Genomic DNA, 21479 nt, shown 5'->3' with positions numbered 1-21479 from the left:
GCAGCCCAACGCGGGGCAAGCCTGCTCACCGCCGTCCAACAACGTGCAACCCCGCACTTTATAAGTGACGGTTGCGCTACAAACCCGCAAAATGCAACGATTCTGGCAACTACCCACAGCATCGCTCACAAGGCGGCTGACAATAACCATCGTTCCAAACAGACCGGGCCTGCTCAATCTATGCGAATGCGCCTTATGTTACTGGGCGGCGGGAATGCCCTCGGGCAGGCGCTGATTCGCCTCGGTGCAGAGGAAGACATCGGTTTCCTCGCACCCAAACCGCCCCAAGACGGCTGGGATGCCGCAAGCCTCACCCAATTGCTCGACGACACCCGTCCCGATGCGTTGATCAACCTCGCCTACTATTTCGATTGGTTCCAGGCAGAGGCGGTCAGCGAAACCCGCCTGGCGTCCCAGGAGTATGCGATCGAACGTCTGGCCGAACTGTGCCAGCACCACACCATTACCCTGCTGCAACCGTCCAGCTACCGCGTGTTCGATGGCTCCCGCGCCACCGCCTACAGCGAAAAAGACGAACCGGTGCCCCTGGGCCTGCGTGGCCAGGCGTTGTGGCGGATCGAACAAAGCGTGCGCGCCACTTGCCCGCAACACGTACTGCTACGGTTCGGCTGGCTGCTGGACGACAGCGTCGACGGCACCCTCGGGCGTTTTCTGGCCCGTGCGGAGAAAGCGGAGGAATTGCTGATGGCAGACGACCGGCGCGGCAATCCGACCCCGGTGGACGATGCCGCGCGGGTGATCCTTTCGGTGCTCAAGCAACTCGATTGCGCGGCGCCGCTATGGGGCACCTATCACTATGCCGGCCACGAGGCGACGACTCCGTTGGCGCTGGGCCAGGCGATTCTTACCGAAGCGCGTCACTTTCATCCGCTGGCGATCGAATCGCCCACCGCCCAGGCTCATGCGGCGCGGCCGGATGCGGGCGACGAACCGCAACATGCGGTGCTGGCCTGCAAGAAAATCCTGCATACCTTTGGCATCAAGCCACGGGCGTGGCGGGCCGGGTTGCCGGCGTTGCTGGACCGGTTCTACCGCCGCGGCTGAAACCACACAAAGCAAAAATGTGGGAGGGGGCTTGCCCCCGATAACACGGTGTCAGTCAACCGATTCATTGACTGATCCACCGCTATCGGGAGCAGGCCCCCTCCCACATTGGTTGTGTGGCGTTTGTTCGACTTCGCTTAGAACTTGTAGCCGATACCGACCATGTAGACCAATGGGTCGACATCGACATCAACCTTGGCGCGAGTGCCTGGGGCCACTCCGTTGTTTTCAACGGTGGCGGTGGTGCTGATGTCGATGTAGCGCACCTGGCCGTTGATCATCCACTTATCGTTGATCATGTAGTCGGCACCAATTTGCGCGGCCCAGCCCCAGGAGTTATCGGCCTTGAAGTTGCTGAAGCCAGCTTGTTGGGCGCCGCTGCTGACGTGTTCGTCATAGATCCAGGTGTAGTTGATACCGGCACCCACATACGGTTGGAACGCCGACTTGCTGTCCAGCGGGTAGTACACAACGCTCAGGGTTGGCGGCAGGTGTTTCAGGGTGCCGAGTTTGCCGTTGGCGGCGCTGAGAGCCGTGTTCTTGAGCTTCACATCATGCTCGAACGGGGTAGCCGCCAGCAGTTCGATACCCCAGTGGCTGGTGAACATATAGGCGAAGTTCAGACCCAGTTGCGTGTCGCTGTCCATGGTCGCCTTGCCGCCCAGGTTGGTACCGGCCAGCGGGCCCTGGTCTACCTTGACACTGCCGCTGTCGGCCTTCGGGTTCACGGTAATTGCACCAGCGCGAACCAGAATGTCGCCCGCTTCGTGAGCGTGGGCTACGGGGGCCGCGAGGGCGAGCGCGAAGAGGGACGCGCCGAGCAGAGACTTGTTGTTCATGGGAGCTCCAAGGGACGTTTAAAAGTTGTACGTCCAATGGTAAAGATCGTTCCGTTCGGACTTTTGACTCAGCTCAATGAAAGGGTGATAAGCGTTATTCCGGCAGTTCGTAGAGGTAAATCTTCTCGGCATCCATCTGGTAGCCGGCGTCCGCCAGCTCACTGGACGACGGCTTGACCTGCATCGCCCCTTCGATCCAGTACGGCTGGTACAGCTCATCGAGCTTCACCCCAACCTCACTTTTCACGTGCACGATCTGGTTCGACGGCGGCGGCGGCACGTGGATGCACGCACCGAAATACGGCACCAGCAAGAACTCGGTGGTACGGCCTTCCTCGCTGACTTCCAACGGCACGATGTAACCCGGCAGGCGAATATGCTGGCCGTCGAGGCTTTGCACCACCGGCGCATTGGGCAAGTCCTGCTTGGCCGCAGGCGCCGCTTCGACGGACAAGGCATCGGCCATGTTCGACAGGTCGTGCAGCGGTTTCATGTTGGGGATTTCCGGCGGCGCGTCCGGCGGGATCATCTCCTGCCAGGATAGATCCCTGGGCTGATCCTCCGCCCAGGCGGGCACAGCCACCAGCAGCAACAACGCAAACAGAGCACGACGCATCGAAGCCTTCCTCATAAACGTATGGACAGGCCGTCGGCCAAAGATTGTCGATAGGCACGCCAGGCGGGCACGCTGCCCATCAACAGTGCCGCTGCAAGGATACCGGCCAGTAACGTCCACTCATATTCGCTCGGCCAGGACATCGGCAGGTCCAGGCCGTAATTGGCCTGTAGATATCCGCGCGACGCGGCGATGCATACATACAGCAAACCCACGCCGGCGATCACACCGGACAGCGCCAGGGCGAAGGCTTCGAAGATCAGCAGCGTCGCAATGTGCCAGGGCCGCGCGCCCACCGAACGCAGGATCGCCATTTCGCGCCGACGTTCGTTGAGGCTGGTGAGGATCGCTGTGAGCATGCCGATCAAACCGGTCAGCACCACGAACAGCGAGATCACGAACAGCGCCTTTTCAGCGGTGCCCATCATGCTCCATAGCTCTTGCAGCGCCACGCCGGGCAGGATCGCCAGCATCGGCTCGCCACGGAATTCATTGATCTCCCGTTGCAGCGCAAAGGTGGAAATCTTGTTGTTCAGGCCAAGCATAAAGGCGGTGATGGCTTGCGGGGTCAGGTCCATGTTGCGTGCCTGGTCGGCGCTGATGCGGCCTTTGCCCTGGGCCGGCACGCCGTTGTGCCAGTCGATATGGATCGCCTCCATGCCGCCGAGGCTGATATGCAGCGTGCGGTCCACCGGCGTGCCGGTGCGCTTGAGAATACCGACCACGGTGAATGGTTTGTCGTCGTGCTTGACCAGGCTGACCGCTGCCACGCCATGGGCCAGCACCAGTTTGTCGCCCAGCTTGTAGTGCAGTGCATCGGCCACTTCGGCACCTAGCACCACTTCGAACGGGTCGGTGGCGAAGGCACGGCCGCTGGCCAGTTCGAGGTTTTGCTTGCGCCCGTACTGATAGTGCTCGAAGTACGATTCGTTGGTGCCCATCACGCGGTAGCCGCGGTGGGAGTCGCCGAGGGAAATCGGGATCGCCCATTTCACCTGGGGGTTGGCGGCGAAGTGTTCGTAGCTGTCCCAGCGGATGTTATTGGTGGCGTTACCGATGCGGAACACCGAATACAGCAGCAGGTTGACCGAACCGGAGCGCGCGCCGACGATCAGGTCGGTGCCGCTGATGGTGCTGGCGAAACTGTTGCGCGCCTCAACGCGCACGCGCTCCACCGCCAGCAGCAGGCACACCGACAGGGCGATGGCGAAGGCGGTGAGGATCGCGGTAAAGCGACGGTTAGCCAGGCTGGCCATGGCTAGACGAAACAAATACATCTCAAACCTCTGCGGGCGTGGCGGCGCGATTGAGTTCGGCCAGCGACAGGTTGCGATCGAACAACGGCGCCAGGCTCTGGTCATGGCTGACAAACAACAGACTGGAACCGGCTTCGCGGCATTCGGCGAACAACAGCTGGATGAAGGCTTCGCGGGCGTCGTAGTCGAGGGCCGAGGTGGGCTCGTCGGCGATCACCAGTTCTGGTTGGCCGATCAGTGCGCGGGCGGCGGCGACTCGTTGTTGCTGGCCGATGGACAACGAATCGGCGCGGCGTTCCAGCAGGTCGAGGTCTTTCAGGCCCAGGTGCGCCAGCAAGGTCGCGGCGGCCTGGTCGATGCTGCCGTGACGCTGGATCGCACGTTGCGCGCGCAGCTTGGAAAAGTGGCACGGCAGCTCGACGTTCTCGCGCACCGACAGGAACGGCAGCAGGTTGAACTGCTGGAAGATATAGCCGGTGTGGTCGACGCGAAAGCGATCACGGGCACCGGCCGAAAGGTCGGTCAGCTCCTGCCCGAGCAGGCGGATGCTGCCTCGGCTGGGCTTCTGCACACCGCCCAGCAGGCCGAGCAGGGTGGTCTTGCCACTGCCGCTTGGGCCCTTGAGGAACAGGGTTTCACCCGCTTCCAGGCGGAACGCGGGGATGTCCAGCAACTGGGGGTGACCTGGCCAGTTGAAGCCCAGGTCGGACAGTTCGATGAGCGCTTGAGTCATGGGAAATCAGTATCGCCTGCTAACGAGGTTACGAAAAATGGCGCCGATCGCCTGTGGGGGCGCATTCCAATCAGAACTTCAGGGTAGCTGCCTGCGCCGTCGCTTCAACACCTTGCTGGCCGCTTGGGCCGATCAGTTGTACCTGGATTTTTTGGGTGGCGGGGAAGGTCTTGAACACTTGCGTCAGGTCGAGATTGCTCAGGGCGGTCGGCGTGGCGCAGGTGAACTGGTAGTGGGCGTGGATTTCGCTGTGGTCGTGATGATGCTCATGGGCGCCGTCTTTGGCGTCGTGATCATCGTCATCATCATGGTCCACTTCCGGCTTGTCGCCGAACAGCGGGCTGTTCAGTTCCTGGGTGCTGATCACGCAGCCAGCGGCCTTGGGCAGGTTGAACAGGGCCAGCGGGTTTTCCAGCTGTTTGCGCGCGGCGGCGACCTTGGCTTTGTCGGCGGCGCTGGTTGCCGCATGTTCGAAGCCCACCAGATTCATCGCCGGGCTGTCCAGTTCAAGCTCCAGGGCCTGGCCGTCGAGGACTGCGTTGAGGCGGCCAACCCCGTGTTCATGAGCACCGAGGCTGCCGTGCTCATGATCGTGGTCGTGTTCATCCGCGGCGTGAGCGACGGCCAGTGGCAACAAGGCGAACGGCAAAGCAAGCATCAGACGGCGCATGACAAGGCTCCAGAACATGAAAGTTTTGTTATGTGATCTTATAACAATAGTTGGCAGAGTTTGACCGTCCGCTTGGCGTTGCGCAAGCCGCATGGGAGCATGCTCGTCAGAAAAATGCAGGAGTAAGGACGATGTTGCGAATTCGTGGAACCGTCGGCGACCTGCCGGTGGATTTGACCCTGGAGCTGGATGATGGCGATTGGGCGCGACTCGGCGCGCAGCTACAGGCGACGCCAGTGAACAGCGCGGCGGCCGCACCGGTTGCTCCGGTCAAGCACAATGATGACCTATGGCAACACGCCCAGGACCTCTTGCGTCATGCCGGGCAGCTCAATGGACTGGAGCTGCTCGACCAGTTGGAAGGTTTGGCGGGGGATGCCTCGGCGGGCAAGCGTCTGCTGGTGCGCCTGCGCCATAGCGCCAAGGTCAAGGTGAGCAGCGGCGGGGATACGCCGCTCTATACCTGGATTGAGCCCTTGTAGGCGCAAGCTTGCTCGCGAAAGTCGTTAACGATAACGCGGGTATTCTGGATGAACGCGGCGCCCTGGCGTTTTTCGCGAGCAAGCTCGCTCCTACAGAGCGACTAGTACAACGCAGCGAACAACTTGCGACGGTACACGGTCACCAGCGGGTGATCATTGCCCAGTAACTCGAACACCTGCAGCAAGGTCTTGTGCGGCAAGCCTTCGCCATAGCTGCGGTTACGGATGAACAGCTTGAGCAAGCCTTCCAGCGCCGCATCGTACTGCTGGCGTGCCAGTTGCTGGATGGTCAACTGATAGGCCGCTTCATCGTCCTGCGGGTTTTGCGCCAGGCGGCTTTTCAGGTCGGCGGCATCCGGCAGGTCACCCGCCTGGCGCAGGAAGGTGATCTGCGCCTTGGCCCCGGCGAGGGCGGCCTTGTGATCGTCGCTCTTCACGGCGTCGAGCACGGTCTGGGCTTCGCCCAATTCACCGCGTTCGGCCAGGCAGCGGGCATACAGAATCAGCGCGGCGGCGTTGGTATTGTCCTCGCCCAGCAATGTCACCAATACGGCTTCGGCGTCGCTGATACGGCCCTCGGCAAACAACGCCTGGGCCTGCTCCAGCGGGTCCGCTGCAGCCGGCGGCGGCATCTGCACATGGGGCTCCAACATGGCCCGCACTGCCGACTCTGGCTGTGCCCCGGCAAACCCGTCCACCGGCTGGCCGTCCTTGAACAGCACTACCGTCGGCAGGCTGCGAATACCGAAACGCGCGACGATGTCCTGCTCGGCCTCGCAATCGACCTTGGCCAGCAGCAACTCGCCCTGATAACTCTCGGCAATCTGCGCCAGCAGCGGCATCAACGCCTTGCACGGCGCGCACCACTCGGCCCAGAAGTCCACCAGCACGGGCTTTTCAAAGGAGTTCTGGATCACCGCCTGGTCGAAGTTGGCGGTGGTGACATCGAAGATGTACGGCGTGGGCTCACTCATGGGGCGTCTCGAATAAAGCGGGAATGGCGCAACTATAAGGGCTGGTGAAGGCTACCGGAAGGAGCAGGGTGCTGATGATCAAGCGCAAGCCCTAATGCCAGTCAGTTAAGGAGAAACATTGTGACTGTGGCGAGCGGGCTTGTCCCGCGTTGGGCTGCGCAGCAGCCCTCAAACATAGCCCCGGAGCTGCCTGGCACACTGCAGCGTTCTTTTTGGGGCTGCTGCGCAGCCCAACGCGGGGCGAGCCCGCTCGCCACAGAGAGTAGGGGCGCTCATAAAAAAGTGAGTAGATGCCATTGCGCATAAGGGCTTCGCCGAAGGAAGCCTCACGCTCAAAAAAGTCGGAAATGGCCTGACGATTGGGGGCTATCTTCGCGAATGGTACAGGCTCACCTTGCGAAACTCCCAAGGCTCGGCCAAGTCCGGCAGCGTCAGCGCATCGAGTATCTCCAGCCGCTGATAGGCCGGGTGCTGGAAGTCCCGCACTCGCGAATCCGCCACCAGCGCTTCGCGGCCACGGCTGAGGAAGTGGTCGAGCAAGGGCAGGTTGGCGCGGTCGTACAGCACATCAGCCACCAGGATCAGGTCGAAGCGGTCGGCTTCGGCGAAAAAGTCCGCCGAGTAGCTCAGTTCCACACCATTGAGTTCGGCATTCGCGCGGCAGGACGCTAACGCCAGCGGATCCAGGTCGCAGGCAACCACTTCCAACGCGCCCGCCTTGACCGCCGCAATCCCGGCCACACCGGAGCCGGCGCCGAAATCCAGCACGCGCTTGCCCTTCACCCATTCCGGGTTCGCTGCCAGGTACCGCGCCAGTGCCAGGCCACTGGCCCAGCAAAAACTCCAGTAGGGCGGTTCATGCAGGATGCGCCGGGTTTCTTCGGGGCTGAAGGCGCGGTCCATATTGTCGGCATCGAGCAGCCACAACGACAGCTCGGTGCCCGGCAGGGGGCAGGGCACCAGGTGCGCGTCGCCGATCAGTTCGCTCAGGGCGCGTTGCAGGTCCAGCGGTGGCGTCATGGTGCCTTGACGAGTTGCAGGGGGCCGGTGGTCTGGGTGATCGCCTGGGTGATGCGTACGGCGGGCAGGTGCAGGATCAGCTGGCCGGACTGGCTGGCACGGCCGCGTAACTCAACCCGTGCACCGGCCGGGAACGCTTCGGGGTTGAAGCGCAGGCGGAAGGCCAGGGGCTTGCCGTTGCCACTGAGCACGCTGCTGGCGAGCAGTTGTTGCGGGCGGCTGCGGTCGTCGATCACCAGCAGCGCCAGCTCCACCTCGGCGCCACTGGGCACGTTGGTGAGGGTACCGTTGATTTCCCGTTGATAGGCCGGCAGCGGGCCGACGTCTTCAATGCCTGGGACTTTTTTCTCTTGCTGCGGCGTCGGTTGTGGCGTCGATGGTTTCGGGGCTTCGCTGCTGCAGGCGACCAGAACACTGAACAGGGTGAGTAAAACAAGTGGTCGTAACTGCATGTACGGCTCCAGAAAGGACAAAATCCGTGGCTTAAAAAGTATGAAACATAATAGTCAGCCTATATACCGTAAAGGCTATGGCTTGTCTTGCCACGGGGATGCGCTACCATGGCCCTCCCTTTTTTTGTTGCCTGCCACCATGCACTGTCCCTTCTGCGGTGCCAACGACACCAAGGTCATTGACTCACGTCTGGTCGCCGAGGGCGATCAAGTGCGTCGCCGGCGCGAATGCCTGGCCTGCGGTGAACGTTTCACCACCTTCGAAACCGCCGAACTGGTATTGCCACGTCTGATCAAGTCCGACGGCAGTCGCCAGCCTTTCGATGAAGACAAATTGCGCGCCGGTATGCAGCGCGCCCTGGAAAAACGCCCGGTGAGTGTCGAGCGGCTGGAGGCGGCGCTGGTGCATATCAAGCACAAGCTGCGTGCGACCGGCGAGCGCGAGGTCAAGAGCCTGGTGGTTGGAGAGCTGGTGATGGGCGAGCTGCAAAAGCTCGACGAAGTCGCCTATATCCGTTTCGCCTCGGTGTATCGACGCTTCCAGGACCTCAATGAGTTCCGCGAAGAGATCGACCGCCTGGCCCGTGAGCCGGTCAAGAAATGAACCCACCTTCTGCTGAACAGGCTGTCCTCGACGCTCACTACATGGCCCGCGCCCTCGAATTGGCGCGTAATGGCCTGTACACCACCCATCCCAACCCGCGAGTGGGCTGCGTGATTGTGCGTGATGGGCAGGTCGTCGGCGAAGGCTGGCATGTGCGCACCGGCGAGCCCCATGCCGAAGTGCATGCCTTGCGCGCTGCCGGGGGTAAAGCCCGAGGCGCCACGGCCTATGTGACCCTCGAGCCTTGCAGCCACTATGGCCATACCCCGCCTTGCGCCGACGCACTGGTGAGTGCCGGGCTGGCGCGGGTGGTCGCGGCGATGCAGGACCCTAACCCGGAAGTTGCCGGGCGCGGCATGCAGCGCCTGGCCCAGGCCGGTATCGAGGTCTACAGCGGTGTGCTGGAAGGGGAAGCCCGCGCCCTCAATAAAGGCTTCCTCAAGCGCATGGAGCACGGCCTGCCGTTTGTGCGGGTCAAGCTGGCGATGAGCCTGGATGGCCGCACTGCGATGGCCAGCGGCGAGAGCCAATGGATCACCGGGCCCGCCGCCCGCGCCGCGGTACAGCGCCTGCGCGCCCAGGCCAGTGTGGTGCTGACCGGCGCCGACACGGTATTGGCCGACGGTGCGCGCCTGACCGTGCGCGCCGCCGAATTGGGCCTGGATGACGCCACCACCGCCCTGGCCATGTCACGCCCGCCGTTGCGCGTGCTGATCGACGGCCGCCTGCGGGTGCCGCTCAATGCGCCGTTCTTCAAGGCCGGCCCGGCGCTGGTCATTACCTGCGTCACTGCGGAAAACCAGTTCCCCCGTGGCCCCGAATGCCTGGTGGTGCCCGGCGTCGATGGCCAGGTTGACCTACGCTCGGCGCTGGTGGCGCTGGCGGCCCGTGGCGTCAATGAAGTGCTGGTGGAAGCCGGCCCAAGCCTGGCGGGTGCATTTGCCCAGCAGGGCCTGGTCGACGAATACGTGATTTTCGTCGCCGGCAAGTTCCTCGGCTCCGCCGCCCGGCCTTTGCTGGACTGGCCGCTTGAGAAACTGGCGGATGCCCCCCAACTCAAGATCACTGAAATGCGCGCTGTAGGCGACGACTGGCGAGTCACTGCCATCCCGCTTCCACCCGCGCGCGTATAATTCTGACCGGGCGCTCAAGTGCCCGTACCGTTTTCCAGGAGAAGGCCATGTTCACCGGCATTATCGAATCCATCGGCAGCATCCGTGCCATGACCCCCAAGGGCGGCGATGTGCGCCTGCTGGTTGAAACCGGCAAGCTCGACCTCGGCGACGTCAAATTGGGCGACAGCATCGCGGTCAGCGGCGTGTGCCTGACCGTCATCGAGCTGACGGGCAACGGCTTTGCCGCCGACGTCAGCCGGGAAACCCTGGACTGCACCGCGATGAACGACCTCAAGGCTGGCAGCCCGGTCAACCTGGAAAAAGCCCTGACCCCGACCACCCGCCTGGGCGGCCACCTGGTCAGCGGCCACGTCGACGGTGTCGGCGAAGTGGTATCGCGCAGCGAAAACGCACGCGCCGTGGAATTTCGCATCCGCGCGCCAAAAGAATTGGCCAAGTACATCGCCCACAAAGGCTCGATCACCGTCGACGGCACCAGCCTGACCGTGAACGCCGTGAACGGCGCTGAATTTGAACTGACCATCATTCCCCACACCCTGAGCGAAACCATCATGGCGTCGTACCAGCCGGGTCGCCGGGTGAACCTGGAAGTTGACTTGCTTGCCCGTTACCTGGAGCGCCTGTTGCTGGGCGATAAGGCCGCAGAGCCTGCAACCGGGAACATCACTGAGAGTTTTCTGGCCGCTAACGGCTACCTGAAATCCTGACCAAGGGGGTGCCCTGTGGCGCTCAATAGCATCGAAGAACTGGTTGAAGACATCCGCCAAGGCAAGATGGTCATCCTGATGGATGACGAAGACCGCGAGAACGAAGGCGATATCATCATGGCCGCCGAACTGTGCCAGGCCGAACACATCAACTTCATGGCCAAGCACGCCCGTGGGCTGATCTGCATGCCCATGAGCCGCGAGCGCTGCGAGTTGCTCAAGCTGCCGTTGATGGCGCCGCGCAATGGTTCGGGTTTCGGTACCAAGTTCACCGTGTCGATTGAAGCGACCACCGGCGTCACCACCGGTATTTCCGCCGCCGACCGTGCGCGCACCGTGCAAGCGGCCGCCGCGAAAGACGCCAAGGCCGAAGACATCGTCAGCCCTGGCCACATTTTTCCGCTGATGGCTCAACCGGGCGGCACCCTGGCCCGTGCCGGCCACACCGAAGCCGCGTGCGATCTGGCGCGCATGGCCGGGTTCGAGCCGAGCGGCGTGATCTGCGAAGTGATGAACGACGACGGCACCATGGCCCGTCGCGCCGAGCTCGAGGCGTTTGCCGCCGAACACAACCTCAAGATCGGCACCATCGCCGACCTGATCCACTACCGGATGATCCACGAACGTACCGTTCAGCGGATTGCCGAGCAGCCGCTGGACAGCGAACTGGGCCAATTCAATTTGGTGACCTACCGTGATTCCGTTGAGGGCGATGTGCACATGGCGCTGACCCTGGGCACCATCTGCGCCGAAGAACCGACCTTGGTGCGCGTGCACAACATGGACCCGCTGCGTGACCTGCTGATGGTCAAGCAACCCGGTCGTTGGAGCCTGCGCGCCGCCATGGCTGCGGTTTCCGAGGCCGGCAGCGGTGTGGTATTGCTGCTGGGCAACCCGGTGGATGGCGACGTATTGCTCGCGCATATTCGTGAAACCGCCGAGAACACCCAGGTCAAGACACCGACCACCTACAGCATCGTCGGGGCCGGTTCGCAGATCCTGCGCGACCTCGGCGTACGCAAAATGCGCCTGATGAGCGCACCGATGAAATTTAATGCGATATCCGGTTTCGACCTGGAAGTTGTAGAATACGTGCCCTCCGAATAAAGGCCGGCGATTTTCGCCCCTTGTTCGCGGTTAAATCATCACTGAGGGACGCACTTTTCGCGTCCCGGCTCTTTAAGAGATTTGTCGAATGACCCTGAAGACCATCGAAGGTACCTTCATCGCCCCCAAAGGCCGCTATGCCCTGGTGGTTGGCCGTTTCAACAGCTTCGTGGTTGAAAGCCTGGTAAGCGGTGCCGTGGACGCCCTGGTTCGCCACGGTGTGAGCGAAAGCGACATCACCCTCATCCGCGCCCCTGGCGCCTTCGAAATTCCACTGGTTGCGCAAAAAGTTGCGCAGCAGGGCGAATACGCGGCGATCATCGCCCTGGGCGCGGTCATTCGTGGCGGTACTCCGCACTTCGAATACGTCGCTGGCGAATGCACCAAGGGCCTGGCCCAGGTGTCCATGGAGTTCGGCGTGCCGGTTGCCTTCGGCGTGCTGACCGTGGATTCCATCGAGCAAGCCATCGAGCGTTCCGGCACCAAGGCCGGTAACAAAGGCGCTGAAGCTGCCCTGTCCGCCCTGGAAATGGTCAGCCTGCTGTCGCAGTTGGAGGCCAAGTGATTTCCGACGAGAGCGATCGTTTCAACCCGCGCGACGAGCGTCCTGCGGATGCCGGCAAGCCATCGAAAAGCGAAAAGCGTCGTGCGGCTCGCCAACTCGCTACCCAGGCGCTGTACCAGCGTCACATGGCGGGTACCTCGCTGAATGAAATCGAAGCGCAATTTCGTGTCGACAATGATTTCACCTTCGCCGACCAGAGCTACTTCCACGACATCCTGCATGGCGTCCCGGCCAACCTGACCGAGATCGACACTGCACTGACACCGTGCCTGGACCTGACCATCGAAGAACTGGACCCGGTTGAACTGGCCGTACTGCGCCTGTCCACCTGGGAACTGCTCAAGCGCGTCGACGTGCCGTACCGCGTGGTGATCAACGAAGGCATCGAACTGGCGAAAGTCTACGGTTCGACCGACGGCCACAAGTTCGTCAACGGTGTGCTCGATAAACTGGCTCCGCGCCTGCGTGAAGCCGAAGTGAAGGAACACAAGCGCTGATCCGCGCTTGAGTTCCCGATGGGCGAGTTTGAGCTGATCCGTAAATACTTCGCCGCCGCGCCCTGTGCGCAGGGCGGCGAAGGCATTGCCCTGGGGATCGGCGACGACTGCGCCCTGCTGGCGCTCCCCGTTGGGGAGCAACTGGCAATCTCTACCGATACCTTAGTGGCCGGCGTGCACTTTGCCGACCCCTGTGATCCGTTCCTGCTCGGCCAGCGCTCGCTGGCCGTGGCGGTGAGTGACCTGGCCGCCATGGGCGCCCATCCCCTTGCGTTTACCCTTGCCCTGACAACGCCGACGGTCGATGCCGATTGGCTGCAACGCTATGCCCAGGGGCTGAACGCCATGGCGCAAAGCTGCGGTGTGGGCCTGGTCGGCGGCGACACCACGCGCGGGCCGCTGAGCCTGACCCTTACCGTGTTTGGCCGGGTGCCGGCCGGGCAGGCGTTGACGCGCAGCGGTGCACGTCCGGGTGACCTGCTGTGTGTGGGCGGCGAACTGGGCAATGCTGCCGGCGCCCTGCCGTTGGTGCTGGGCCAGCGCAGCGCCGAGGCGGCCATCGCCGATCCACTGCTGGCGCATTACTGGTCGCCGCAACCGCAATTGGCCCTGGGCCTGGCGCTGCGGGGCAAGGCCACATCAGCCATGGATATTTCCGACGGGCTCCTGGCCGATTGCGGGCATATCGCCAAGGCGTCGTCCGTCAGCCTGCTGATCGAGCGCCAGGCGCTGCCTTTGTCCAAGGCCCTGCTCGCGTTTGTGGGGGATGATGCCGCGCGAGTGGCGGCCTTGAGTGGTGGCGATGACTACGTGCTGGTGTTCACTCTGCCGCCGACCGAGCTGGCGCCGTTGCTGGCGGGCGGCTGGCCGGTGCATGTGATCGGCCGGGTCGAGGCGGGGCAGGGGGTGACGCTGCTCGACGCGAACGGGCAGGACATCACCCCAGCCGTGCGTGGCTATCAGCACTTTCGCGAGACGCCCTGAACAGGCGTCTCATCCGTCCCAGGCGCCCTGTAGGAGCGAGCTTGCTCGCGAAAAACGTAAGCACAGCGCGTTTATTCAGGCTGCGCGCGTCAGCGTTGACGAGGTTCGCGAGCAAGATCCAGGCGGCCCCTCGTTCCTGCACATAGAACCGATACGAAGGCCAATCGAACCGATTGATCTTTATCAGCGATAATTCAGCTTAAGCGTCTGTAGGAACGTGCTGTTACAATGCCCGCCTCTGTGAAATCTGAAATCAGGAGCACACGGTGCCCGTCGTTTTCGTCGCTGCTTCCAAGCTGCCTACCCCTTTTGCCACATTCACCATGCATGGCTTTCTCGAAGAAGAAACCGGGCGCGAGCACGTTGTGCTCAGCCTGGGTGATATCGCCGATGGCGCGCCGGTACTTGGCCGCGTGCACTCCGAGTGCCTGACTGGCGATGCGCTGTTCAGCCAGCGCTGCGATTGTGGCTCGCAGTTGGAGGCCGCGATGCAAGCCATCGCCCGTGAAGGCCGGGGCGTGCTGCTGTACCTGCGCCAGGAAGGCCGTGGCATTGGCCTGCTGAACAAGATCCGCGCCTACGAGTTGCAGGATGGCGGCGCCGACACCGTCGAAGCCAACGAACGCCTGGGCTTTGCCGCTGACCAGCGGGACTACGGCATCTGCTTGCCGATGCTGGAGCACCTGGGCGTCAAATCCCTGCGCCTGATGACCAACAACCCGCGCAAGGTCAAAGCCTTGACCGAGATGGGCATCACCGTGGCCGAGCGCGTGCCGCTGCACACCGGGCACAACCCGCACAACAAACTCTACCTGGCCACCAAGGCCAGCAAGCTCGACCACATGATGGGCAACGAGCATCAGGGCGAGGTCGACCGCGCGTGACCCGAGGCCAGGTAAAACGGCGACTGTCCTTCAACTGGTGGCAGTACCTGGCCCTGGCGCTGCTGCCGTTGTTCGTGATCAACCTGGTCTTTGGCCACGCTGAATCCCTGCTGCCGGTGCTGGCCATGCCGTTCTTTATTGCCGGTGTGGCCTCGATGTTTCTCAGCCTGCGTTTTTTCCATGGCTATAAACACGCGCTGATCGCCACCGCCAAAGCCCTCGACACCCCTGAAGAACCCGCGGCCTGGATCACCCTCGCGGCCCGGCGCCGCACGGCGTTGCTGGTGGCTGCCGTGCCGGCCTGGATTGGCGCACTGGCGGTGTTCGTCGGCCTGGAAGCGGTGCCGCTGTTTCTGCTGGCGTTGTCGACCCTGGTGCTGTTTTACCTCTATCGCATCCCGCGTCAGTTGGGATGATGCGTCACTGGCTGGCGCTCCTGCTGCTGGCGTGCTGCGCCCAAGCCCTGGCGGTCGAACGGGTGGTCAGCCTGGCCCCATCCCTGTCTGAAATCGTGGTTGAACTGGGCGCTGCCGACCTTTTGGTGGGCGTACTGGATGGCGGCGATCGGCCAGCCGCGCTGGCGACAGTGCCGTCGGTGGGGCAGTACGTGCAGTTGAATATGGAGCGCCTGCTCAGCCTCAAGCCCGACCTGATCCTGCTGTGGCCCGGCAGCATCAATTCGGCGCAGCGAGACCAATTGCAACGCCTGAGTATCCCGGTGTACGTCGCCGAACCCCATAGCCTTGAACAGTTGACCACCCAGGTGCAGGCCATCGCCGAGCAGTTGGGGCGCGCCGACACCGGTCGACAATTGGCCGCCCAGTTGCGCCAACGCTTGGCTCAGTTGCGCCAGCGCTACCAGCGTGCCGAACCGTTGCGCGTGTTTTACCAAGTGTGGAACCGGCCGCTGTACACCGTGGGCGGCGGGCAGATCATCAGCGATGCGCTCAGCGTGTGCGGCGCGCGCAATGTGTTCGACGATCTGAAGTTGCCCGCGCCGCAGGTCAGCATCGAGTCGGTGTTGCAGCGTAATCCTGAGGTGATCCTGGCGGGTGACCAGCCGCAGCTGGAGGCTTGGAAGGCCTGGCCGCAGGTGGCTGCCGTTGCGCAGGGGCGCTTGTTGTTAGTGCCGGATAAAGGCCTGGAGCGGCCGAGTGGGCAGATGTTGGAGGCGCTGGCGCGGTTGTGCCAGGTGATTGCGCCGAACCTGTGAGGTCGGGCCTCGAATGTTTGCTCAGAGCGCTGGCGTCCAGCTCACCCCAATCCTCCACACCCGACCTTCTTCCCGATAGTCCTGGTTGTTCAGGAATGCCGGATCGTTATAGCTGTAGCGCGCCCGCGCGTAAGCCTTGTCCAGCAGGTTATCGACCTTCAGCGACAGCGACACTTCCCGGCTCACTGCCCAACTGCTGCGCAATCCCAACAAGGCATAGCCGCCCAGGCGATGGCGATTGTCTTCATCGTCATAGCTGCTGCTGATCGCCTGCCAGCTCGCGCCGACCCCGAACTGATCGAATTGCCGATCCAGGTCCAGGCTCACGGTGCGCCGTGCACGGCGGGCCAGGGTGTGGCCGGTGTTGCGGTCACGCGGGTCGATGACCGAGACGCCCAGGTTGCCTTGCCAGCCAAACAGTTCCTGTTTGAGTGCGCCCTCAAAGCCGTTGATACGCGCTGCGGCGACGTTCTGCGGCTTGCTGGTGCGGTCGAGAATGATGGCGTCGCTCAAGTCGGTGCGATACAGCGAGGCCTCCAGGCGTGTGCGGTCGCTGAGCTGGCTGCGCCATTGCAACTCGTAACTCTTTGAGGTCTCTGGCTGCAGGTTGGGGTTGCTGTACTGGGTGTCCGGGTAATAAAGGTCGTTAAAGGTCGGCGCGCGAAAGCCCTCGCTGTAGCTGAGCAGCACATCATTGTCCGGGTTGATCGGCACGGTGAGGGTGCCGCTCCAACTGTTCTGGGCGCCGAATTGCTGGTTCTGGTCGCGGCGCAGGCCCAGCTCGGTGGAAAACCCCTGGCCGTGGAAGCGGTGCTGCACGAAGGCGGCGCGGTTCCAGCGGCTGTTTTCGGTAAAGGAGGTGGAACCGTGGAAGCGGTCTTCGTACCAGTCGCCGCCGAGGATCAGGCTGTTCTGGTCATCCAGCGTCAGGTCGTTCTGCCAGTTGACCGAGTCGCGGTAGGTATTGAACACGCTGAAATCCTCGCTGAGGGTATCGCGCTTGGTATCGCGGTTCTCGCTATGGCCCAGTTCCAGGCGCGACTGCCAGTGCTCATTGAGTTCGGCGTCGACATAACCGCTGGCGCTGCTCACGGCGTAGTCGGTGTAGGGTTTCTGGCCAACGGTCTGCCCGGTGGCGGCGTCGTAGCGCCCGAAGCTGTTGTCGTATTCCGACTTGCCGCGGCTGTCCAGGAGATTGAAACCCACCTCCAGCGCCTCACTGAAGGCATGGCTGAGGTTCAGGCTGACGGACTGGTTGCGGTAGGCATCCCGATCGCCATCGCTGGGGAATGACGTGTGCGTCGAATTGATGCCGGCGGTTTCATCCAGGCTCGCGCCCAGGTTGAAGCGAGTGTGTTCATCACCGCCGGATAATCCGAGGCTGCGCTCCCAGGACTGGTGGCTGCCCAAGCCCAGGTTCAAGCGTGGTTGCAGGCCCTGTTCGGCATTGCGCCGGGTAAACACCTGGATCACCCCGCCGATCGCGTCGCTGCCGTAGATCACCGAGCGCGAACCGCGCAGCACTTCCACCCGCTCGATCTGATCGACGTTCAGGTACTGCAGGCCACTGTCGCCGGAGGTGGTATTGGCGATGCGCTGGCCGTCCACCAGCACCAGGCTTTGTGCGGACTTGGTGCCACGCAGGTAAATGCCTGGAAGGCTGCCACGGCCGCCGGTGGGCGCAACTTGCACACCGGGGACGCGGCTGAGCAGGTCGGTCAGGCTGGTGGGTTGCAGGCGGTCGATGTCGTCGCGGGTGAAGACGGTGTTGGCGGCGCTGCTGTCGTTGCGCGCCTGGACCTGGCGGTTGGCGCTGATGACCACATCGGGGAGTTTCAGCGCAGCGTCGCGGGTGTCGGCGAGCAATTCAGGGGAGGGCAGAAGCAGCAGGGGGAGGGCGAGGCGAAGATGTCTCATGGGGCTGTCCATGGCGTTTGAAGGTGACGCAAATCAAATGTGGGAGGGGGCTTGCCCCCGATGGCGTCTTGTCAGTCAGCATCGTAGTTGACTGAACTGCCGCTATCGGGGCAAGCCCCCTCCCACATGTTGAGCCGGTTTCTACAGCCCCAGCAGGGTCATACGCTCGCGCACGGAGGCTTCGATTCCTGCTTCGTCCAACCCGCACTCCGCCAGCATCTGCGCCGGCTTGGCGTGTTCGACGTACATATCCGGCAGGCCCAGGTGCAACACCGACTTGAGGATATTCTCGCGCGCCAGGAACTCGCTGACGGCGGCACCGGCACCGCCCATGATGGCGTTCTCTTCAACCGTCACCAGCAATTCATGGCTGGCGGCGATGTCGCGTACCAGGGCTTCATCCAGCGGCTTGACGAAGCGCATGTCGACCACGGTGGCATCGATCTTCTCGGCGACTTTCAGCGCTTCGGCCAATTGCACGCCAAACACCAGGAAGGCGGCCTTGCTGCCTTGGCGACGCAGGATCCCTTTGCCGATCTCGATAGGCGCCAGGTCTTTCTCGATCACCGCGTTCGGGCCATTGCCTCGCGGGTAACGCACAGCGGCCGGGCCGTTATACAGGTGGCCGGTGCTGAGCATCTTGCGCAGTTCGTTCTCGTCGCTCGGCGTCATCACCAGCATGCCGGGGATGCAACGCAGGTAGGACAGGTCGAAACTGCCGGCGTGGGTCGGGCCGTCTTCGCCGACCAGGCCAGCGCGGTCGATGGCAAACAGCACGTCGAGGTTTTGCACCGCCACGTCATGCACCAACTGGTCATAACCGCGTTGCAGGAAGGTGGAATAGATCGCCACCACCGGCTTGGCGCCTTCACAGGCCATGCCGGCAGCGAAGGTCACGGCGTGTTGTTCGGCAATCGCGACGTCGAAGTAACGCAGCGGGAAACGCTCGCTGAAGGCCACCAGGTCGGAGCCTTCCTTCATCGCCGGGGTAATCCCCACCAGGCGCGGGTCGGCAGCGGCCATGTCGCACAGCCATTCGCCGAACACTCCGGAATACTTCGGCCCACTGGCCTTTTTCGGTGCGGCGGCGGGGGCGTCCAGGGGTTCGAGCTTGGTGATGGCGTGGTAGCCAATCGGGTCGACTTCGGCCGGGGCGAAGCCTTTGCCCTTCTTGGTAACGATATGCAGGAATTGCGGGCCCTTGAGGTCACGCATGTTGCGCAACGTGGCGATCAGGGTCGGCAGGTCGTGGCCGTCGATCGGGCCGATGTAGTTCCAGCCCAGTTCCTCGAACAGCGTGCCGGGCACCAGCATGCCCTTGGCATATTCCTCGGTGCGCCGCGCGATTTCCCACGCGCCGGGCAGGCGTGACAGCACTTTCTTGCTGCCTTCGCGCATGCTTGCGTAGGTACGGCTGGAGAGGATCTTGGCCAGGTAATTGGACAAGCCACCGACATTGCGCGAGATCGACATGTCGTTGTCGTTGAGGATCACCAACATATTGGCATCCACTTCCGGCGCGTGGTTGAGCGCCTCGAAGGCCATGCCGGCGGTCAGTGCACCATCACCAATCACGGCAATCGCCTTGCGATCGCTGCCTTGCAGGCGGGCGGCAATCGCCATGCCCAGCGCTGCACTGATGGAGGTGCTCGAGTGGCCGACACCAAAGGTGTCGTACTCGCTCTCGGAACGACGCGGGAAGGCAGCAATGCCGTCCTTCTGGCGCAGGGTGCTCATGCGCTCGCGGCGGCCCGTGAGGATCTTATGCGGATACGCCTGGTGACCCACGTCCCACACCAGCCGGTCGTCCGGGGTGTCGAACACGTAATGCAGCGCGATGGTCAGCTCGATGACGCCCAGGCCTGCACCGAAATGCCCACCGGTCTGGCCGACCGTGTAGAGCAATTCCAGGCGCAACTCATCGGCCAGGGTTTCCAGCTCGGCTTCACCCAGACGACGCAGGCCGTCCGGCGTGGCAGCACGGTCGAGCAGGGGCGTGGACGGGCGTTTGCGGGGAATCTCTTGAAACGTCGTGGGCATCAGGCGAATCGTTATAGGTATAGAAGAGGCGGCAGTTTACCTCAAGCATCGCAAACTGCCCACGCAGAGCGCCGAACTTGGCTGATATGCGGCTGCAATGGCCGCAGTTATCAGTGCCGACGTTCGACGATATACCGCGCCAGGTGCCGCAGCGGCTCGGCTGCCGCGTCGAAAGGTCGCAGGGCGGCCAGGGCCTGGTCGCGTAGCTCGATGGCATACGCCTTGGCAGCTTCAAGCCCGAGCAATGCAGGATAAGTCGGTTTGTCCCGTGCGATATCCGCACCCTGGCGTTTGCCCAGGGTGGCGGTGTCACTTTCCACGTCGAGAATGTCGTCCTGTACCTGGAACGCCAGGCCGATGGCCCGGGAATAGGTTTGCAAGGCCGCCAACTGCGGCGCTTCGGCCCGGCCACTGGCCAGGGCACCGAGGTGCACGGCAGCTTCTATCAATGCGCCGGTCTTGTGGCGATGCATATGTTCGAGGGCTTGCTGATCCAGCTTGAGGCTGACCGACCCCATGTCGATCGCCTGCCCGCCGACCATGCCGGCCGGGCCCGCAGCCAGGGCCAACGCGGTCACCATACGCAGGCGGATCTCGGCATTGACGCTGCTCAGCGCCGGGTCCAGCAAGGCGCTGAACGCCAGGCTCTGCAAACCGTCGCCGGCCAGGATCGCATAGGCTTCATCAAAGGCTTTATGGGTGGTGGGTTGGCCACGACGCAGATCGTCGTCGTCCATCGCCGGCAAATCGTCATGCACCAGGGAATACGCGTGAATCAACTCAACCGCACACGCCGCGCCATTCGCCTCTTCGGCCGGTGCGCCCAAGGCTTCACAGGCCGCATACGCCAGCAACGGGCGCACACGCTTGCCGCCATTCATCACGCTGTAGCGCATGGCTTCATAGAGACGCTTCATTTCCGGGCTTGGCGCAACAAACAAGGGCTCCAGCGCCGCATTCACCCGGGCTTGGCTGCTGGCCTGATACGCGTCGATCATTCCGGCTGTTCCGCATCGAAAGGTTCTTCGGCCAACTCCCCGTCGCGCTCCAGCAACACCTGGACCTTCTGCTCCGCCTGCGCCAACGCGCTCTGGCAGTCACGGGTCAGGCCGATGCCTTGCTCAAACGCCGTCAGCGAGTCCTCCAGCGACAACTCGCCGTTCTCCAGACGCTCGACCAATGTTTGCAGGTCGGCGAGGGATTGTTCGAAATCGAGTGCAACTTTTTTGCGGGCCATGGCGGCTATTCCGGTAGACGGTAAACCGGCGCGACACTAGCAGACATGGGGGATGGGGGCAAATGAGTGGGGTGTCACTCGCCCCCTGTATTGACCTGATATCGCGTGCTGCGGCCGCCTCCGGGGAGGCGGACCAGGCAGTTTTTTTCCAGCAGGTCGGTCAGGTGTCGCGTCGCTGTCGCCTTGGAGACCTTTGCGACCGCCTGGTACTGCGCAGCGCTGATGCCGTGTTCGAAGCCCTTCTCACCACCGTCGAGCAGGCGATTGAGGACCTTGATCTGTTCAGCCGACAAAGGGAGGTCGCGGTGTTGCTGCCAGAACCGACTCTTTTCCAGCACTCGGTCAATCCGCGCCATGGCCTGCTGCACGCTGCGTAACAGGGTTTTAAGGAACCACTCCAGCCAGTCCGTGATATCCAGTGAGGCCTTCTGGCTGGATTCCAGCGCGTTGTAATAGCCGGTGCGGTCTTCGCCTAAGCCGG

General features: G+C 62.8%; 24 protein-coding genes and 1 pseudogene. 12 read left to right on the top strand and 13 right to left on the bottom strand.

The window, feature by feature from the left end; genetic code table 11:
* Positions 1-180 precede the first annotated feature (180 nt).
* The gene (locus QU606_RS31820; protein WP_024077661.1) at positions 181-1065 is read left to right on the top strand and encodes a sugar nucleotide-binding protein; all 885 of its coding nucleotides are present in this window, start codon (positions 181-183) and stop codon (positions 1063-1065) included.
* A gap of 137 nt (positions 1066-1202) precedes the next feature.
* On the opposite strand, the gene QU606_RS31815 is transcribed toward QU606_RS31820, so the two are convergent.
* From QU606_RS31815 to QU606_RS31795, 5 genes are all read right to left on the bottom strand, one after another.
* Entirely contained in the window at positions 1203-1904 is a 702-nt protein-coding gene (locus tag QU606_RS31815) for an OmpW family protein (protein ID WP_024077660.1), read from the bottom strand.
* A gap of 94 nt (positions 1905-1998) precedes the next feature.
* Complete coding sequence (locus tag QU606_RS31810; RefSeq protein ID WP_041161033.1) at positions 1999-2520, bottom strand: DUF3299 domain-containing protein; 522 nt, start codon at positions 2518-2520, stop codon at positions 1999-2001.
* Between the two features lie 11 nt (positions 2521-2531).
* On the bottom strand, positions 2532-3797 hold the full coding sequence (locus QU606_RS31805; protein WP_024077658.1) for an ABC transporter permease: 1266 nt from the start codon (positions 3795-3797) through the stop codon (positions 2532-2534).
* A 1-nt stretch (position 3798) separates the two neighbouring features.
* On the bottom strand, positions 3799-4509 hold the full coding sequence (locus tag QU606_RS31800; RefSeq protein ID WP_024077657.1) for an ABC transporter ATP-binding protein: 711 nt from the start codon (positions 4507-4509) through the stop codon (positions 3799-3801).
* Between the two features lie 70 nt (positions 4510-4579).
* Positions 4580-5179 carry a DUF2796 domain-containing protein gene (locus QU606_RS31795; RefSeq protein ID WP_304997990.1) on the bottom strand — a complete coding sequence of 200 codons (600 nt, stop codon included), beginning with the start codon at positions 5177-5179 and terminating at the stop codon, positions 4580-4582.
* A gap of 131 nt (positions 5180-5310) precedes the next feature.
* Here QU606_RS31795 and QU606_RS31790 point away from each other — a divergent pair, with 131 nt between their 5' ends.
* Entirely contained in the window at positions 5311-5661 is a 351-nt protein-coding gene (locus QU606_RS31790) for a hypothetical protein (RefSeq protein WP_024077655.1), read from the top strand.
* A gap of 101 nt (positions 5662-5762) precedes the next feature.
* Here the strand turns inward: QU606_RS31790 and trxA are convergent, their stop codons facing one another.
* From trxA to QU606_RS31775, 3 genes are all read right to left on the bottom strand, one after another.
* Positions 5763-6635, bottom strand: a complete 873-nt coding sequence (trxA, locus tag QU606_RS31785) for a thioredoxin (protein WP_024077654.1) — start codon at positions 6633-6635, stop codon at positions 5763-5765.
* Positions 6636-7001: 366 nt separating this feature from the next.
* A complete protein-coding gene (locus QU606_RS31780; protein ID WP_304997989.1) occupies positions 7002-7655 on the bottom strand; it encodes a methyltransferase in 654 nt (217 codons plus the stop codon).
* Positions 7652-8107: a YbaY family lipoprotein gene (locus QU606_RS31775; protein WP_024077652.1), complete on the bottom strand. Its 456-nt coding sequence runs from the start codon at positions 8105-8107 to the stop codon at positions 7652-7654. The genes QU606_RS31780 and QU606_RS31775 overlap by 4 nt, the downstream gene beginning before the upstream one ends.
* Positions 8108-8246: 139 nt before the next feature.
* Here QU606_RS31775 and nrdR point away from each other — a divergent pair, with 139 nt between their 5' ends.
* The 10 genes from nrdR to QU606_RS31725 all read left to right on the top strand — a co-directional run bounded on the left by nrdR (position 8247) and on the right by QU606_RS31725 (position 15804).
* Positions 8247-8711, top strand: a complete 465-nt coding sequence (gene nrdR / locus QU606_RS31770) for a transcriptional regulator NrdR (RefSeq protein ID WP_041161032.1) — start codon at positions 8247-8249, stop codon at positions 8709-8711.
* Positions 8708-9844 (top strand): bifunctional diaminohydroxyphosphoribosylaminopyrimidine deaminase/5-amino-6-(5-phosphoribosylamino)uracil reductase RibD, encoded by a 1137-nt coding sequence (gene ribD, locus QU606_RS31765; RefSeq protein WP_024077650.1) that lies wholly within the window; start codon positions 8708-8710, stop codon positions 9842-9844. The genes nrdR and ribD overlap by 4 nt, the downstream gene beginning before the upstream one ends.
* 47 nt (positions 9845-9891) lie before the next feature.
* Positions 9892-10554 (top strand): riboflavin synthase, encoded by a 663-nt coding sequence (locus tag QU606_RS31760; protein WP_024077649.1) that lies wholly within the window; start codon positions 9892-9894, stop codon positions 10552-10554.
* Between the two features lie 15 nt (positions 10555-10569).
* The gene (ribBA, locus tag QU606_RS31755; RefSeq protein WP_024077648.1) at positions 10570-11661 is read left to right on the top strand and encodes a bifunctional 3,4-dihydroxy-2-butanone-4-phosphate synthase/GTP cyclohydrolase II; all 1092 of its coding nucleotides are present in this window, start codon (positions 10570-10572) and stop codon (positions 11659-11661) included.
* Between the two features lie 88 nt (positions 11662-11749).
* Positions 11750-12226, top strand: coding sequence for a 6,7-dimethyl-8-ribityllumazine synthase (gene ribE, locus QU606_RS31750; RefSeq protein ID WP_003194576.1), 477 nt, complete (start codon positions 11750-11752; stop codon positions 12224-12226).
* Complete coding sequence (gene nusB, locus QU606_RS31745; RefSeq protein WP_024077647.1) at positions 12223-12723, top strand: transcription antitermination factor NusB; 501 nt, start codon at positions 12223-12225, stop codon at positions 12721-12723. Before ribE ends, nusB begins: the two co-directional genes overlap by 4 nt.
* An 18-nt stretch (positions 12724-12741) precedes the next feature.
* Positions 12742-13707: a thiamine-phosphate kinase gene (gene thiL, locus QU606_RS31740; RefSeq protein WP_150295752.1), complete on the top strand. Its 966-nt coding sequence runs from the start codon at positions 12742-12744 to the stop codon at positions 13705-13707.
* 266 nt (positions 13708-13973) lie between these two features.
* Positions 13974-14591 carry a GTP cyclohydrolase II gene (ribA, locus tag QU606_RS31735; protein ID WP_024077645.1) on the top strand — a complete coding sequence of 206 codons (618 nt, stop codon included), beginning with the start codon at positions 13974-13976 and terminating at the stop codon, positions 14589-14591.
* Positions 14588-15007 (top strand): nuclear FMR1 interacting 1 family protein, encoded by a 420-nt coding sequence (locus tag QU606_RS31730; RefSeq protein WP_150055632.1) that lies wholly within the window; start codon positions 14588-14590, stop codon positions 15005-15007. The genes ribA and QU606_RS31730 overlap by 4 nt, the downstream gene beginning before the upstream one ends.
* Positions 15004-15804 (top strand): cobalamin-binding protein, encoded by an 801-nt coding sequence (locus QU606_RS31725; protein WP_304997988.1) that lies wholly within the window; start codon positions 15004-15006, stop codon positions 15802-15804. Before QU606_RS31730 ends, QU606_RS31725 begins: the two co-directional genes overlap by 4 nt.
* Positions 15805-15825: 21 nt before the next feature.
* Here the strand turns inward: QU606_RS31725 and QU606_RS31720 are convergent, their stop codons facing one another.
* The 5 genes and pseudogenes from QU606_RS31720 to QU606_RS31700 form a co-directional block, all read right to left on the bottom strand.
* Positions 15826-17721 (bottom strand): TonB-dependent receptor domain-containing protein, encoded by a 1896-nt coding sequence (locus tag QU606_RS31720; protein WP_024077642.1) that lies wholly within the window; start codon positions 17719-17721, stop codon positions 15826-15828.
* Positions 17722-17862: 141 nt separating this feature from the next.
* On the bottom strand, positions 17863-19761 hold the full coding sequence (dxs, locus tag QU606_RS31715) for a 1-deoxy-D-xylulose-5-phosphate synthase (RefSeq protein WP_024077641.1): 1899 nt from the start codon (positions 19759-19761) through the stop codon (positions 17863-17865).
* 110 nt (positions 19762-19871) lie between these two features.
* Complete coding sequence (gene ispA / locus QU606_RS31710) at positions 19872-20759, bottom strand: (2E,6E)-farnesyl diphosphate synthase (protein WP_069077095.1); 888 nt, start codon at positions 20757-20759, stop codon at positions 19872-19874.
* Positions 20756-20998 (bottom strand): exodeoxyribonuclease VII small subunit, encoded by a 243-nt coding sequence (locus QU606_RS31705; RefSeq protein WP_003176346.1) that lies wholly within the window; start codon positions 20996-20998, stop codon positions 20756-20758. Before QU606_RS31705 ends, ispA begins: the two co-directional genes overlap by 4 nt.
* 74 nt (positions 20999-21072) lie before the next feature.
* Positions 21073-21465 (bottom strand): annotated as a pseudogene (locus tag QU606_RS31700) (Fic family protein); the annotation flags it as partial.
* Between the last annotated feature and the right edge of the window lie 14 nt (positions 21466-21479).

It is taken from the genome of Pseudomonas sp. OVF7, from assembly GCF_030644265.1.
In the GTDB taxonomy this organism is placed as follows: Bacteria; Pseudomonadota; Gammaproteobacteria; order Pseudomonadales; family Pseudomonadaceae; genus Aquipseudomonas; species Aquipseudomonas gorinensis.
This window is presented reverse-complemented; position numbering and strand designations above follow the sequence as displayed.

Coding starts and splice junctions, on each gene's coding strand:
- QU606_RS31820 (WP_024077661.1), top strand. CDS start 181: ATGCGAATGCGCCTTATGTTACTGGGCGGCGGGAATGCCCTCGGGCAG.
- QU606_RS31815 (WP_024077660.1), bottom strand. CDS start 1,904: ATGAACAACAAGTCTCTGCTCGGCGCGTCCCTCTTCGCGCTCGCCCTC.
- QU606_RS31810 (WP_041161033.1), bottom strand. CDS start 2,520: ATGCGTCGTGCTCTGTTTGCGTTGTTGCTGCTGGTGGCTGTGCCCGCC.
- QU606_RS31805 (WP_024077658.1), bottom strand. CDS start 3,797: ATGTATTTGTTTCGTCTAGCCATGGCCAGCCTGGCTAACCGTCGCTTT.
- QU606_RS31800 (WP_024077657.1), bottom strand. CDS start 4,509: ATGACTCAAGCGCTCATCGAACTGTCCGACCTGGGCTTCAACTGGCCA.
- QU606_RS31795 (WP_304997990.1), bottom strand. CDS start 5,179: ATGCGCCGTCTGATGCTTGCTTTGCCGTTCGCCTTGTTGCCACTGGCC.
- QU606_RS31790 (WP_024077655.1), top strand. CDS start 5,311: ATGTTGCGAATTCGTGGAACCGTCGGCGACCTGCCGGTGGATTTGACC.
- trxA (WP_024077654.1), bottom strand. CDS start 6,635: ATGAGTGAGCCCACGCCGTACATCTTCGATGTCACCACCGCCAACTTC.
- QU606_RS31780 (WP_304997989.1), bottom strand. CDS start 7,655: ATGACGCCACCGCTGGACCTGCAACGCGCCCTGAGCGAACTGATCGGC.
- QU606_RS31775 (WP_024077652.1), bottom strand. CDS start 8,107: ATGCAGTTACGACCACTTGTTTTACTCACCCTGTTCAGTGTTCTGGTC.
- nrdR (WP_041161032.1), top strand. CDS start 8,247: ATGCACTGTCCCTTCTGCGGTGCCAACGACACCAAGGTCATTGACTCA.
- ribD (WP_024077650.1), top strand. CDS start 8,708: ATGAACCCACCTTCTGCTGAACAGGCTGTCCTCGACGCTCACTACATG.
- QU606_RS31760 (WP_024077649.1), top strand. CDS start 9,892: ATGTTCACCGGCATTATCGAATCCATCGGCAGCATCCGTGCCATGACC.
- ribE (WP_003194576.1), top strand. CDS start 11,750: ATGACCCTGAAGACCATCGAAGGTACCTTCATCGCCCCCAAAGGCCGC.
- thiL (WP_150295752.1), top strand. CDS start 12,742: ATGGGCGAGTTTGAGCTGATCCGTAAATACTTCGCCGCCGCGCCCTGT.
- QU606_RS31725 (WP_304997988.1), top strand. CDS start 15,004: ATGATGCGTCACTGGCTGGCGCTCCTGCTGCTGGCGTGCTGCGCCCAA.
- QU606_RS31720 (WP_024077642.1), bottom strand. CDS start 17,721: ATGAGACATCTTCGCCTCGCCCTCCCCCTGCTGCTTCTGCCCTCCCCT.
- dxs (WP_024077641.1), bottom strand. CDS start 19,761: ATGCCCACGACGTTTCAAGAGATTCCCCGCAAACGCCCGTCCACGCCC.
- ispA (WP_069077095.1), bottom strand. CDS start 20,759: ATGATCGACGCGTATCAGGCCAGCAGCCAAGCCCGGGTGAATGCGGCG.
- QU606_RS31705 (WP_003176346.1), bottom strand. CDS start 20,998: ATGGCCCGCAAAAAAGTTGCACTCGATTTCGAACAATCCCTCGCCGAC.